The following is a 13,103-nucleotide window of genomic DNA, read 5'->3' as shown; positions in this document are numbered from 1 at the left end:
GAAGGAGTACCCGATGCGCAAGACCACACTGGCCACCACGATCGTGCTCTCGTCCCTCGCCCTCGCCCTCGGCGCCTGTTCCGACGGCGGCGGCGGGGACGGGGGTGGGGGTGGGGCCACCGCGGGCGGCGGCGGGACCGCCGGGGGCGGCGGCGGCGACGAGCTGTACGTGGCGCTGATCTCCAAGGGCTTCCAGCACCAGTTCTGGCAGGCCGTGCGGCAGGGCGCCGAGGACGCCGCCGACGAGCTCGGCGTGCGGGTCACCTTCGACGGGCCGGACACGGAGGCCGACGTCGAGCAGCAGCTCCAGCAGCTCCAGACCGCGCTCTCCGGCAACCCCGACGCGGTCGGCTTCGCCGCCCTCGACTCCGAGGCCTCCATCCCGCTGCTCACCCAGATCGACGGGCAGGGCATCCCGGTGGTCGCGTTCGACTCCGGCGTCGAGTCCGACATCCCGGTCTCGACCGTCGCGACCGACAACTACGCGGCCGCCGCGGAGGCCGCGACGAAGATGATCGAGCTCACCGGCGGCAGCGGCGACGTCGCGGTGATCTGCCACGACCAGACCTCGCTGACCGGCATCGAACGCCGGGACGGCTTCGTCGAGACCATCGAGGAGGACGGCGGCCTCAACGTCGTCGACATCCAGTACGGCGGCGGCGACCAGCTCCGCTCCACCGACATCACCAAGGCCATCCTGCAGGCCAACCCGGACCTCGCCGGCATCTACGGCTGCAACGAGGGCTCGGCGATCGGCGTCATCAACGGCGTGCGCGAGCTCGGCCGCGCCGAGGACATGGCGGTCATCGGCTTCGACTCCGGCAAGGGCCAGATCGAGGCCATCATGGACGGCACCATGGACGGCGCCATCACCCAGGACCCGTACCAGATCGGCTACCAGACCGTGGAGACGGCCGTGAAGGCGGTCAACGGCGAGGACGTCGAGGAGGTCGTCGACACCGGCTTCTACTGGTACGACGAGACCAACATGGAGGACGAGGAGATCGCCCGCGCCCTCTACGAGTGAGCCAGGCCGTCGCCGGCCCGCACGGACCGGGCCGGCGACGCCGCACCAGACCCGACCAGCACCACGCTCGGACCGGCCGGCCGGCCGGTCCGGCCGACCACGCGCGCCCGCCCACCAGCGGGAGGAGGGAGTAGCCCCGATGGGAGCGACCACGACCGTCGCGGCGGTGGACCTCGGGTCCAGCTCCGGCCGCGTGGTGGCCGGGCGGTTCGACGGCGCCGCCGTGCGTCTGGACGAGGTGCACCGGTTCGCGGTGCACGTGCAGGAGTCCGACGGCGCGCTGTGGTGGGACGTCGAGGCCATCCTCGCCGAGGTGCGCCACGGCCTCGCCCGCGCCACGCGGCAGGGCGCCCTCGCCGCCGTCTCGGTCGACGGCTGGGGCGTCGACCACGCCCTGCTGCGCGCCGACGGGACCCTCGCCGCTCCCGTGCGCGCCTACCGCGACCCGCGCACCGCGGACGTCCCCGCCCAGCTCGCCGCCCGCGCCCCCGCCGAGCTGCTGTGGCGGCTGACCGGGGTGCGGCCCGACCCGATCAACACCACCCACCAGCTCGTCGCCGCCCTGCGCGACGACCCCGCCCTGCGGGACGAGATCGACGCCGTCCTCATGCTCCCGGACTACGTCGCCCACCGGCTCGGCGGCGAGCGCGGGTGGAGCCGGGCCATCTGCTCCACCTCCGGCCTGTGCGCCCCGGGCGCCCGGGAGTGGTCCGCCGAGGTGCTGGACCTCCTCGGCCTCGACGCCGCCTGGTTCGGCCCGCTGAGCGACGAGCGCACCGCCGTCGGCACCCTCGCCGAGGACCCCCGGACCCCGCTGCTGCGCGCCGGCAGCCACGACACCGCCTGCGCCGTGCACGCCCTGCCGCCCGGCGACGGCGAGCGCGCCTTCCTCTCCTCCGGGAGCTGGTCGCTGGTGGGCGTCGAGCGGGACGAGGCGCTGCTCGACCCCGCCGTCCTCGAGGCCGGGTTTACCAACGAGGTCCGCACCGACGGCGGCGTCCGGCTGCTGAAGAACCTCACCGGGCTCTGGATCCTCCAGGAGTGCCAGCGCCAGTGGCTGGCCGAGGGGCTCCGGGCCGAGCCGGCCGAGCTCGTGGCGGAGGCGCGCGCGGCGGACTCGCTCGGCGTCGTCCTCGACCCCGCCCACCCGGACTTCGCCCGCCCGGGGCCCATGGCCGACCGGGTCACGGAGCACCTCCGCGCGCGCGGCGCCGCCCCCGCCGGCCGGGCGCAGCTCGTCCGGACCGTCCTGGAGTCTCTCGCCGCCGCGTACGCCCGCGCCGTCGACCAGCTCGCCCGCCTCACCGGGACCCGGCCGGGCCACCTCGTGGTGGTCGGCGGCGGCGCGCGCAACTCCCTGCTCTCGGAGATGACGGCGGCCGCCTGCCGGATCCCGGTGCTGGTCGGCCCGGTCGAGGCCTCCGCCGCCGGCTCCGTGCTGGCCCAGCTGGAGGCCCTCGGCCACCTCGCCGGCCGCGACGACGGCGCCCGCGCGCTCGCCGCCTCCGCCCCGCCCACCCTCATCGACCCCGGCGACGTCGACCCGGCCCTGCGCCGGCTCGCCGACCTCGCCGCCCGCTGACGACCGGAAGGATCAACAGACATGACGCCCGAGGAGAAGGACCTGCGCGAGCAGATCTGCGACGTGGGCCGCAACCTGTGGCAGCGGCAGATGGTCGCCGCGAACGACGGCAACATCAGCGCCCGGCTGACGACCGGGGAGATCCTGTGCACCCCGGCGTCGGTGTCGAAGGGCTCCCTGACGCCGGAGAAGATCGCCAAGGTCGACGCCGCCGGGGAGGTCCTCGAGGTCACCGCGCCGTACCGGCCCTCGACCGAGGTGCGGATGCACCTGAAGGTCTACGAGGCCGACCCCGGCGTGCGGGCCGTGGTCCACGCCCACCCCATGTACGGCACCGTCTTCGCCGTCAAGGGCGAGGCGCTGACGCTGAAGATGCTGCCGGAGTCGGTCATCCACATGCCCGAGATCCCGCTCGCGCCCTACGCCACGCCGTCCACGGACGCGCTCGGGGAGGTCGTGGTGCCCTTCGTGCCCACCCACCACGGGTGCCTGCTCGAGCAGCACGGCGCCCTCACCTGGGGCGCCGACCTCAACGACGCCTACCTCGCGATGGAGCGGCTGGAGTACACGGCCAAGGTGACGTACCTGCTGCGGCTGATCGACGGCGAGCGGGAGCTCCCCGAGGAGGCGGTCGCCACGCTCGTCGGGCTGCGCTCCCAGTACGGGCGATGAGCGCCGGGACGCGGACGCGAGAGGGAGGTGCCGGGGGAGTGACGCCGAAGCACGTCGTGATGGCCGACGTCGCCCGCGCGGCGGGCGTGTCCCTCCAGACCGTGAGCCGGGTGCTCAACGGGTCGACGGCGGTGCGCGAGTCCACCCGCACGACGGTGCTGCGCCTCGTCGACGAGCTCGGCTACCGGCCCAACCTCCAGGCACGCTCCCTCGCCTCCCGCCGCACGAACCTCATCGGGGTCCTGGTGGTCGGCACCGTCTACCACGGGCTCGCCTCGACGCTGCTGGCCGTCGAGGAGGCCGCCCGCCGCGCCGGGCTGCTGGTCACCATCACCCGGGTGGCCGCGGACGACGCGGTCGGCGTCGCGGGCGCGATGACGCGCATCGCGACCCAGCGGCCGGAGTGCATGATCGTGCTCGCCCAGCACGGCGCCACGGTCCCCGAGCTCCTCGCCCACCACGACGGCATCCCCATGGTCCTGCTCCTCTCCGGCCAGCACGACCTGCCCGGGGTCGCGACGGTCTCCATCGACCAGGAGTCGGGCGTCCGGGCGGTCCTGGAGCACCTGCGCGAGCGCGGCTGCCGCACGGTCACGCACGTCGCCGGGCCCCGCAGCTGGACCGACGCCACGTCCCGCGCGGAGATCGTCGAGCGGCTGGCCCCCACGCTGGGGATGGTCGCCAACGTCGTCGACGCCCACTCCTGGGACGCGGAGGACGGTCACCGCGTCGGGCGGCGGCTCGCCGCCGGGCCGCTGCCGGACGCCGTCGTCGCCTCCAACGACCTCCTCGCCCTCGGCGTCCTCGCCGCCCTCCGTGAGGCCGGGGTCCGGGTGCCGGAGGACGTCGTCGTCACCGGCTTCGACGACGTCCCGGGCGCCGGGTTCTTCGACCCGCCGCTGACCACGGTCCGGCAGGACTTCGCCGCCCTCGGTGCCGGCGCGGTGCGCTGCGCCCGCGAGCTGTGCGACGGCGGACCCACCCGGGACCTCCGGATCGCGCCCCAGCTCGTGGTCCGGGCCAGCACGGGACGGGCGACATGAGCCTCGTCGTCGCCCACGACCTGGGCACCAGCGCGGACAAGGCGTCCCTGCACGACGCCGGCGGCCGGCTCCTCGGGTCCGTCACCGTGCCCTACCCCACCGCCCACGGGCCGGCGGGGGAGGCGGAGCAGGACCCGCACGACTGGACCGGCGCCGTCGCCGCCGCCACCCGGGACCTGCTCGCCGCGACCGGCCGCGGGCCCGACGAGGTGGACGGCATCGTGGTGTCCGGCCACATGCAGGGCGCGGTCCTCACCGACGAGCAGCTCGAGCCGGTGCGCCCCGCGCTGATCTGGGCGGACCGGCGCAGCACCGCCCAGGCCGCGCGCGCCGCCAAGCTGGTCGCCCCGGCCGAGGTCTACGCCCGCACCGGGCACCGGCTCTCCGAGAGCTACACCCTCACCAAGGCGATGTGGGTGGCCGAGGAGGAGCCGGCGGCGTTCGCCCGCGCCGCGCACCTGCTCCAGGCCAAGGACTACGTCGTCGCCCGGCTCACCGGCACGGTCCGGACCGACCCCTCGGACGCCTCCGGCACGAACCTGTACCTGCTGGCGGAGGGGCGCTGGTGGACCGAGCTCGCCGAGGCCGCCGGGCTGCCCACGCGCCTGCTGCCCGAGATCGTCCCCTCGACCACCGTGGTGGGCGGCCTCACCGCCGCCGCGGCCGAGGCCACCGGGCTGCGGGCCGGCACCCCCGTCGTGCTCGGCGGCGGGGACGGGCCCGTCGCCTCGGTCGGCGCCGGGTCCCTCGGCCCCGACGACGACCCCTACCTGTGCCTCGGCTCCTCGGCCTGGATCGCGCTCGCCGCCGACCGCCCGGCCCTGGACCCGTCCCGCCGGACCATGACCTTCGCCCACGTCGTCCCCGGCCGGTTCGTGCCCATCGCGACGATGCAGGCCGCCGGCGCGGCCCTGTCCTGGCTCGCGGCCGCCGTCGGCGACGACGTGGCGCGGCTGCTCGACGACGCCGCCGGGGTGCGGGCCGCGGAGGAGGGGCTGTTCTTCCTGCCGCACCTGATGGGCGAGCGCGCCCCGCTGTGGACCCCGCACGCCCGGGGCGCCTTCGTCGGCCTCGCCCCGCACCACGGCCGCGCCCACCTCACCCGCGCGGTGCTCGAGGGCGTCGCGCACAACCTGCGCAGCTGCCGCGCCGCGCTCCGGGCCGCCGGGCAGCGGGTGGACCGCCTGCAGGTGATCGGCGGCGGCTCGCGCTCGGGCGTGTGGCTCCAAGTCCTCGCGGACGTCCTCGGCGTGCCGGTGCTGCGCCGCAGCGTCGACGCGGAGGCGGGCAGCCTCGGCGCCGCCGTCACCGGCCTCGTGGGCCTGGGCGCCCTGCCGGACTTCGCCGCCGCCCGCACGCTGAGCGAGCTCACCGACGTGCTGGAGCCGGGGCGCGACCCGGGGCTGGCGCACGACCTGCACGACCGGTTCGAGGCCGCCCGGGACGCCCTGCTGCCCTGGTTCGAGGCGGGCGCCGCCGGTGCGGCCGCCGCGGGCGCCCACCCGCCTGACCGCGCCCGCCCGCCCCTTCCCACCAAGAGCCCCGGAGGCTGACCGTGCTCGACCTCTTCCTCGACAGCGCCGACCTCGCCCAGGTCGAGCCGCTGCTCGCGACCGGCGTCTTCGCCGGCGTCACCACCAACCCCACCCTGCTCGCCCGCGCGGGCGTCAGCTCGGCGGACCTGCCCGCCGTCGTCGACCGCATGCGGGCCGCCGGCGCCCGCACCCTCTTCGTCCAGACCTGGGGCGCGACCGCCGAGGACCTGCTCGGCAACGCGCGCGAGATCCGGGAGCGGTGCGGCGACGTCGGGATCAAGATCCCGGTCACCGCGGCCGGCCTCGCCGCCACCCGCGCGCTGACCGACCAGGGCGTCGTCACGCTCGTCACCGCGGTCTACAACCACGTGCAGGTGCTCCCAGCGATCGCCGCCGGGGCGACGTTCGTGGCCCCCTACGTCGGCCGGATGACCGACAACGGCCGCGACGGCGTCGGCGAGGTCCTCACCATGCAGCGGATCATCGACGCGGTCGGGGCCACGACGCGGCTCCTCGTCGCGTCCCTGCGGTCACCGGCCGACGTCGCGCGCCTCGCCGCCGGGGGCGTCGACTGCTTCACCATCGCCCCGGCCATGTGGGGGCAGCTGCTCGAGGAGCCGCTGACCACCGAGGCCGTGCGCGTGTTCGAGGACGACGTCGCCCGGACCCGCGCCCCCCGCGCCGGGCACCACTGACCACCCCAGGAGGAACCCCGTGCTACTCGGACCGCTCACCCACCCCGGCCTCGTGCACGCCCTCGCCGGCGCGGGCCACGGCGCCCAGGTGCTGCTCGCCGACGGCAACTACCCACACTCCACCGGCGCCGCCCCCGGCGTCCCGCGGATCCACCTCAACCTCGCCCCCGGCCTGCTCGACGTCGACCAGGTGCTGCAGGTGCTCCGGGCCGCCGTCCCGGTCGAGGCGGCCGCGGTGATGACCCCCGGGCGCGGCGAGCCCGTCCCCGCGCACGAGGGCTACCGGGCGCAGCTCGGCGAGACGGTCGAGTGGCGCGAGCTGGGGCGGATGGAGTTCTACGAGGCCTGCCACGGGCCCGACCTCGCCGCCCTCGTCGCCACCGGCGACCAGCGCCTGTACGCCAACCTGCTGCTCACGCTCGGCGTGCGCGAGCCCGGGGCCTGAGGGGGAGCCGTGGCACAGCCAGCCGTCTTCGGGATCGACATCGGAACCTCCAGCACCAAGGCCGTCCTGGTGGACCTCGACGGCGAGGTCCTGCGCACCGGGGTCCGCGAGCACCCGGTGGACCGGCCCCACCCCGGACACGTGGAGATGGACGCGGAGGTCTGGTGGGACGAGCTCGCCTCGCTCGCCGAGGAGCTCACGGGCGACGGCGCCCACGAGGTGGTCGCCGTCGGCGTCTCGGGGATGGGGCCGTGCGTCCTGCTCGTCGACGACGACGACCAACCCGTCCGGCCCGCCATCCTCTACGGCGTCGACACCCGCGCGGGCGAGGAGATCGCCCTGCTCGGGGAACGGCTGGGGGCCGAGCAGATCTACGCGCGCACCGGCACCGCCCTGTCGAGCCAGGCCGCCGGGCCCAAGATCCTGTGGGTCTCCCGCCAGGAGCCAGACCGGTACGCCCGGGCCCGGCGGCTCCTCATGCCCGCGTCCTACCTGGTGCGGCGCCTCACCGGCGAGTACGTCCTCGACCACCACTCCGCCAGCCAGTGCACCCCGATGTACGACCCGCACGCCGCCGGCTGGCTCGAGGAGTGGGCGGCGGTGTGCGCCCCGGGGCTCGAGCTGCCGCGGCTGCTGTGGCCCGGGGACGTGGCCGGCCGGACGACGACGGCGCTCGCCGGCATCCCCGCGGGCGTCCCGGTGGTGGCCGGGACGATCGACGCCTGGACCGAGGCGGTCAGCGTCGGCGCCCAGCGCCCGGGCGACCTGTTCCTCATGTACGGCACCACGATGTTTCTCATCTGCACCACCGACGCCGTGGTCACCCACCCGGTGATGTGGTCCACCGCCGGGGCCTTCCCCGGCACCCACTGCCTGGCCGGCGGCATGGCCACCTCCGGCGCGATCACCGCCTGGCTCCGCGACCTCACCGGCACCCCGGACTTCGGCGCGCTCGTCGAGGAGGCCCGCTCGTCCGGCCCCGGCGCCCGCGGGCTGCTCGTCCTGCCCTACTTCGCCGGCGAGCGCACCCCCGTGCAGGACCCCGACGCGCGCGGCGCCATCCTCGGCCTGACGGTCTCGCACACCCGCGGCGACCTCTACCGCGCCGTCCTCGAGGCCACCGCCCTGGCGGTGCGGCACAACGTCGAGGTCATGCGCGAGGCGGGCGCCCGCATCGACCGCGTGGTCGCCGCGGGCGGCGGGACCCAGGGCGACCTGTGGCCGCAGATCGTCTCCGACGTCACCGGGCTGGACCAGGTGCTGCCCCGCACCACGGTGGGCGCGAGCCTCGGCGCCGCGTTCCTCGCCGCGGCCGCCGTCGCCGAGGCCGACATCGACGCCTGGAACCCCCCGCGCGCCACCGTCACGCCCCACCCCGAGCTGACCGCCCGCTACGACGAGCTGTACGCCCTCTACCGCGCCGCCTACCCGGCGACCGCCGACATCTCGCACGCGCTGGCCCGGGTCCAGCGCGCCGCCGGCTGACCCGCCGCCCACCGAAGGAGAACCAGTCATGACCAGCACCACGTACGAGTTCCCCGCCCCGGCCGCCGTGCCGGAGGCGCCGGAGAAGGTCGTCTACCTCACCACCAGCGGCGACCTGCGCGAGCCGGCCAACCAGGCCGGGTGGCCGACGCAGGAGGCGTTCGAGTCCCTGCTGCGCGCGGCGGTGGAGCGGGAGGGGTGGACGCTGCGCCGCGCCTTCGACGTCGACCCGGTCAAGGGGCACGGGTTCGTCACCAGCCAGCGGCAGGGCATCGAGACGTTCCGGGCCGTCCCGCCGGACGCGCCGGTCGTCGTCGCCACCACGATCTGGCAGTACTCCCACCACGTGCTGCCCGGGCTGCGCACCCACCGCGGGCCCATCCTCACCGTCGCGAACTTCGCTCCCGACTGGCCCGGCCTGGTGGGGCTGCTCAACCTCAACGCCTCGCTGACCAAGGCCCAGGTCCCGTACTCGTCCCTGTGGACCGTCGACGGCACGGACGAGTGGTTCCTCGGCGCCCTGCGCACCTGGCTGGAGACCGGCACCGTCGAGCACGACACCTCCCACGTGCGCGACCTGCCGGCCCTGCCCGACTCCGAGGAGGCCCGGCTCGGCCGGGCCCTGGCCGAGCAGCTGCGCACCGAGAAGGCGATCGTCGGCGTCTTCGACGAGGGCTGCATGGGCATGTACAACGCGATCATCGACGACGAGCTGCTCAACCCGCTGGGGATCTACAAGGAGCGGCTCTCCCAGTCCGAGCTGTTCGCGCAGATGCAGACCGTGCCCGACGACGAGGCCCGGGCCGTGGGGAAGTGGCTCACCGACGCGGGCATGACGTTCCGGTTCGGCACCGACCCGGACACCGAGCTCACCGAGGACCAGGTGATGTGGCAGTACAAGATGTACGTCGCCGCCCTGCGCCTCTCCGACGACTTCGGCCTCGACGCCGTCGGCATCCAGTACCAGCAGGGGCTGAAGAACGTCTGCCCCGCCTCCGACCTCGTCGAGGGGCTGCTCAACAACGTCGAGCGGCCCCCGGTGACCAGCCGGGACGGCTCCCGCGTGCTGTACGAGGGCAAGGCGCTGCCGCACTTCAACGAGGTGGACGAGGGGGTCGCCGTCGACGCCCTCATCACCAACCGGGTGTGGACCGCGATGGGGCTGGACCCCGCCACCACCCTGCACGACGTGCGCTGGGGCGAGGACCACGACGGGCGGTTCGTGTGGGTCTACGAGATCTCCGGGTCCGTCCCGCCGTCGCACTTCGCGAACGGCTACGCCGACGCCGAGGGCTGGCGGCAGAGCCCGGTGTTCTTCCCCCAGGGCGGCGCCACCATCAAGGGCGTCTCCAAGCCGGGCGAGATCGTCTGGTCGCGCGTCTACGTCGAGGGCGGGGAGCTGCACGTCGACCTCGGCCGCGCCGACGTCGTCGAGCTGCCGGCCGAGGAGACCGAACGCCGCTCGCGGCTGACCAACCCCGAGTGGCCCATCGCCCACGTCGTCCTGCGCGGCATCACCCGCGACCAGTTCATGGCCCGCCACAAGGCCAACCACGCCCAGCTCGTCTACGCCCCCGACGCCGCCACCGCCGACAGGGCGCTGGTGGCCAAGGCCGCCATGTTCGACGCCCTGGGCGTCCACGTCCACCTGTGCGGCGACGTCGCCGTCTGAGAGGAAGCACCATGACCACCGAAAGCACCACGCCGCTCGAGGGGCGCGTCGCCGTCATCACCGGAGCCAGCTCCGGGATCGGCGCCGCCCTCGCCGCCCAGCTTTACGCCCAGGGGGTGCGGCTGGGCCTGCTCTCCCGCGCCGGGTCCGACCTCGGCCTCGCCGGCGCGCTCGGGATCGCCTGCGACGTCCGCTCCGCCGACGCGGTCGAGGACGCCGTCGCCCGGGTGGCCGCCGAGCTCGGCGTTCCCGACATCGTCGTCGCCAACGCCGGGGTCGGCCACTACGCCGACTTCGTCGACACCCCGCTCGAGCGCTCCGTGGAGATGATCGAGACCAACCTGCTGGGCACCGTCCACCTGTACCGCTCGACGGTGCCGCGCCTGCTCGACGCCGGCGTGCAGGGCGACCTCGTCACGGTCGCCAGCGAGGCGGGCCGGCGGGGCTTCCCCGGCGAGGCCGTCTACTGCGCCTCCAAGTTCGGGCAGGTGGGGCTGAGCCGGGCGCTCGACGGCGAGCTGCGCGAGAAGGGCATCCGCGTCACCGTGCTGTGCCCCGGCGGCGTGCACACCGAGTTCGCGGTCGGGGACGGGCGCGGCCGCAGCCACGACGACCCCACGGTGCAGTCCATGATGACGGCCGAGGACGTCGCGAACCTCGCCGTCTACGCCGTGACCCGGCCGCGCGGCATGCGCCTGACCGAGCTCGCCCTGCGGCCGATGTCCGAGGCCATCTGGGGCTGACCCCACCCGTTCGCGCGACGTCAACTCACCGAGGACTCACACCTGAGAGAGGTCCGCATGGCATCCGTACCCGAGCAGCTCGTCGCCCGGTCCAACCGGCTGGGCGCCGACCCCCGCAACACCAACTACGCCGGCGGCAACACCTCCGCCAAGGGCACCGACACCGACCCGGTCACCGGCCAGGACGTCGAGCTGCTCTGGGTGAAGGGCTCCGGCGGCGACCTGGGCACCCTCACCGAGAAGGGCCTGGCCGTCCTGCGTCTGGACCGGATGCGCGCCCTGGTCGGGGTGTACCCCGGGGTCGAGCGCGAGGACGAGATGGTCGCCGCGTTCGACTACTGCCTGCACGGCCGGGGCGGCGCGGCGCCGTCGATCGACACCGCGATGCACGGGCTGGTCGACGCCCCGCACGTGGACCACCTCCACCCCGACTCGGGCATCGCCGTCGCCACCGCCGCCGACGGTGAGCGGCTGACCGAGGAGATCTTCGGCGACCGCGTGGTGTGGGTGCCGTGGCGCCGACCGGGTTTCCAGCTCGGGCTGGACATCGCGGCGATCAAGGAGGCCAACCCGGACGCGATCGGCTGCGTGCTGGGCGGGCACGGCATCACCGCGTGGGCGGACACCTCCGAGGAGTGCGAGGCCCGCTCGCTGGAGATCATCCGCACCGCGGAGGAGTTCATCACCCGGCGCACCGCCGCGCTCGAGCTCGAGGGGCGCCACCCGTTCGGGGCCGTCCGCCCCGGCTTCGACCCGCTGCCCGACGACGAGCGGCGCGCCCGGGCCGCCCGGCTCGCCCCGGTCGTCCGGGGCCTGGCGTCCACCGACGCCCCGCAGGTCGGCCACTTCACCGACTCCGCCGTCGTCCTGGACTTCCTTGCCCGCGAGAAGCTCGGCCCGCTGGCCGAGCTGGGCACCTCCTGCCCGGACCACTTCCTGCGCACCAAGGTCCGGCCGCTCGTGCTCGACCTGCCGGCCACCGCGTCCGTCGAGGACGCGACCGCCCGGCTGCGCGAGCTGCACGAGGCCTACCGCGCCGACTACGCCGCCTACTACGACCGGCACGCCGGCCCCGGCTCCCCGCCCATGCGGGGCGCCGACCCGGCCATCGTGCTCGTCCCCGGGGTGGGCATGTTCTCCTTCGGCAAGAACAAGCAGACCGCCCGGGTGGCGGGGGAGTTCTACGTCAACGCGATCAACGTCATGCGCGGCGCGGAGGCGATCTCGACCTACACGCCCATCGACGAGGCCGAGAAGTTCCGCATCGAGTACTGGGCGCTGGAGGAGGCCAAGCTGCGCCGGCTGCCCGCGCCCAGGCCGCTGGCCACCCGCGTCGCGCTGGTCACCGGGGCGGCGTCCGGGATCGGGCGGGCGACGGCGGAGCGGCTCGCCGCGGAGGGGGCGTGCGTCGTCGTCGCCGACCTGGACCAGGCCAAGGCCCAGGAGGTGGTGGACGCCCTCGGCGGGCCCGACGTCGCCGTCGCCGTCCGGGCGGACGTGACGAGCGAGGAGGACGTCGCGGCCGCCGTCGACGCCGCCTGCCTCTCCTTCGGCGGGGTGGACCTCGTGGTGAACAACGCCGGGCTGTCCATCTCCAAGCCGCTGCTGGAGACGACGACGGCGGACTGGGACCTCCAGCACGACGTCATGGCGCGCGGGTCGTTCCTCGTCTCGCGCGAGGCGGCGCGGGCGATGATCGCGCAGGAGATGGGCGGGGACATCGTCTACATCGCGTCCAAGAACTCCCTGTTCGCGGGGCCGAACAACATCGCCTACTCCGCCACCAAGGCCGACCAGGCGCACCAGGTGCGCCTGCTCGCCGCCGAGCTGGGCGAGCACGGCATCCGGGTCAACGGCATCAACCCCGACGGGGTGGTCCGCGGGTCCGGCATCTTCGCCGGCGGATGGGGCGCGCAGCGGGCGAAGGTCTACGGCGTGGAGGAGGCGGAGCTGGGGAAGTATTACGCCCAGCGCACGCTGCTCAAGCGCGAGGTGCTGCCCGAGCACGTGGCGGCCGCGGTGTTCGCGCTCACCGGCCCGGACCTGGTCCAGACGACCGGCCTGCACGTGCCGGTGGACTCCGGGGTGGCGGCGGCGTTCCTGCGCTGAGCGCTCCGGTGGGAGCGGCCGGTGAGGGCGGGATCGGCTGAGCGGCGACGGCGGAACGGGACGAACAGGACGTTCCGCCGTCGCTGCGGCGCGTC

General features: G+C 75.0%; 11 protein-coding genes. All 11 read left to right on the top strand.

Annotation, left to right across the window (positions count from 1 at the left end; all coding sequences use genetic code 11):
• The first annotated feature begins 13 nt into the window (after positions 1-13).
• The 11 genes from KZX45_RS10050 to KZX45_RS10000 all read left to right on the top strand — a co-directional run bounded on the left by KZX45_RS10050 (position 14) and on the right by KZX45_RS10000 (position 13,008).
• Entirely contained in the window at positions 14-1,027 is a 1,014-nt protein-coding gene (locus KZX45_RS10050; RefSeq protein ID WP_248257599.1) for an ABC transporter substrate-binding protein, read from the top strand.
• A gap of 139 nt (positions 1,028-1,166) precedes the next feature.
• The gene (locus tag KZX45_RS10045; RefSeq protein ID WP_248257598.1) at positions 1,167-2,609 is read left to right on the top strand and encodes a rhamnulokinase family protein; all 1,443 of its coding nucleotides are present in this window, start codon (positions 1,167-1,169) and stop codon (positions 2,607-2,609) included.
• A gap of 21 nt (positions 2,610-2,630) precedes the next feature.
• The gene (locus KZX45_RS10040) at positions 2,631-3,281 is read left to right on the top strand and encodes a class II aldolase/adducin family protein (RefSeq protein WP_248257597.1); all 651 of its coding nucleotides are present in this window, start codon (positions 2,631-2,633) and stop codon (positions 3,279-3,281) included.
• Between the two features lie 38 nt (positions 3,282-3,319).
• Positions 3,320-4,324 (top strand): LacI family DNA-binding transcriptional regulator, encoded by a 1,005-nt coding sequence (locus KZX45_RS10035; protein WP_248257596.1) that lies wholly within the window; start codon positions 3,320-3,322, stop codon positions 4,322-4,324.
• Positions 4,321-5,877 carry an FGGY-family carbohydrate kinase gene (locus KZX45_RS10030; protein ID WP_248257595.1) on the top strand — a complete coding sequence of 519 codons (1,557 nt, stop codon included), beginning with the start codon at positions 4,321-4,323 and terminating at the stop codon, positions 5,875-5,877. The genes KZX45_RS10035 and KZX45_RS10030 overlap by 4 nt, the downstream gene beginning before the upstream one ends.
• Positions 5,878-5,879: 2 nt before the next feature.
• Positions 5,880-6,554, top strand: coding sequence for a transaldolase family protein (locus KZX45_RS10025; RefSeq protein ID WP_248257594.1), 675 nt, complete (start codon positions 5,880-5,882; stop codon positions 6,552-6,554).
• A 19-nt stretch (positions 6,555-6,573) separates the two neighbouring features.
• Entirely contained in the window at positions 6,574-6,999 is a 426-nt protein-coding gene (locus KZX45_RS10020) for an RbsD/FucU family protein (RefSeq protein ID WP_248257593.1), read from the top strand.
• Between the two features lie 9 nt (positions 7,000-7,008).
• Positions 7,009-8,484, top strand: coding sequence for an FGGY family carbohydrate kinase (locus tag KZX45_RS10015; RefSeq protein WP_248257592.1), 1,476 nt, complete (start codon positions 7,009-7,011; stop codon positions 8,482-8,484).
• A gap of 28 nt (positions 8,485-8,512) precedes the next feature.
• Positions 8,513-10,156 (top strand): fucose isomerase, encoded by a 1,644-nt coding sequence (locus tag KZX45_RS10010; protein ID WP_248257591.1) that lies wholly within the window; start codon positions 8,513-8,515, stop codon positions 10,154-10,156.
• An 11-nt stretch (positions 10,157-10,167) separates the two neighbouring features.
• Positions 10,168-10,899 (top strand): SDR family oxidoreductase, encoded by a 732-nt coding sequence (locus KZX45_RS10005; RefSeq protein WP_248257590.1) that lies wholly within the window; start codon positions 10,168-10,170, stop codon positions 10,897-10,899.
• Between the two features lie 57 nt (positions 10,900-10,956).
• Positions 10,957-13,008 (top strand): bifunctional aldolase/short-chain dehydrogenase, encoded by a 2,052-nt coding sequence (locus KZX45_RS10000; RefSeq protein WP_248257589.1) that lies wholly within the window; start codon positions 10,957-10,959, stop codon positions 13,006-13,008.
• Positions 13,009-13,103: the final 95 nt, after the last annotated feature.

The organism is Georgenia sp. EYE_87 (assembly GCF_023148685.1).
Lineage (GTDB): Bacteria > Actinomycetota > Actinomycetes > Actinomycetales > Actinomycetaceae > Georgenia.
The sequence above is the reverse complement of the archived record's forward strand: the minus strand, read 5'-3'. Positions and strand labels throughout refer to the sequence as shown.

What these genes read in the sequence shown, in the direction of transcription:
- KZX45_RS10045 (WP_248257598.1), top strand. Translation starts at nt 1,167, where the DNA reads ATGGGAGCGACCACGACCGTCGCGGCGGTGGACCTCGGGTCCAGCTCC.
- KZX45_RS10030 (WP_248257595.1), top strand. Translation starts at nt 4,321, where the DNA reads ATGAGCCTCGTCGTCGCCCACGACCTGGGCACCAGCGCGGACAAGGCG.
- KZX45_RS10005 (WP_248257590.1), top strand. Translation starts at nt 10,168, where the DNA reads ATGACCACCGAAAGCACCACGCCGCTCGAGGGGCGCGTCGCCGTCATC.
- KZX45_RS10050 (WP_248257599.1), top strand. Translation starts at nt 14, where the DNA reads ATGCGCAAGACCACACTGGCCACCACGATCGTGCTCTCGTCCCTCGCC.
- KZX45_RS10040 (WP_248257597.1), top strand. Translation starts at nt 2,631, where the DNA reads ATGACGCCCGAGGAGAAGGACCTGCGCGAGCAGATCTGCGACGTGGGC.
- KZX45_RS10000 (WP_248257589.1), top strand. Translation starts at nt 10,957, where the DNA reads ATGGCATCCGTACCCGAGCAGCTCGTCGCCCGGTCCAACCGGCTGGGC.
- KZX45_RS10010 (WP_248257591.1), top strand. Translation starts at nt 8,513, where the DNA reads ATGACCAGCACCACGTACGAGTTCCCCGCCCCGGCCGCCGTGCCGGAG.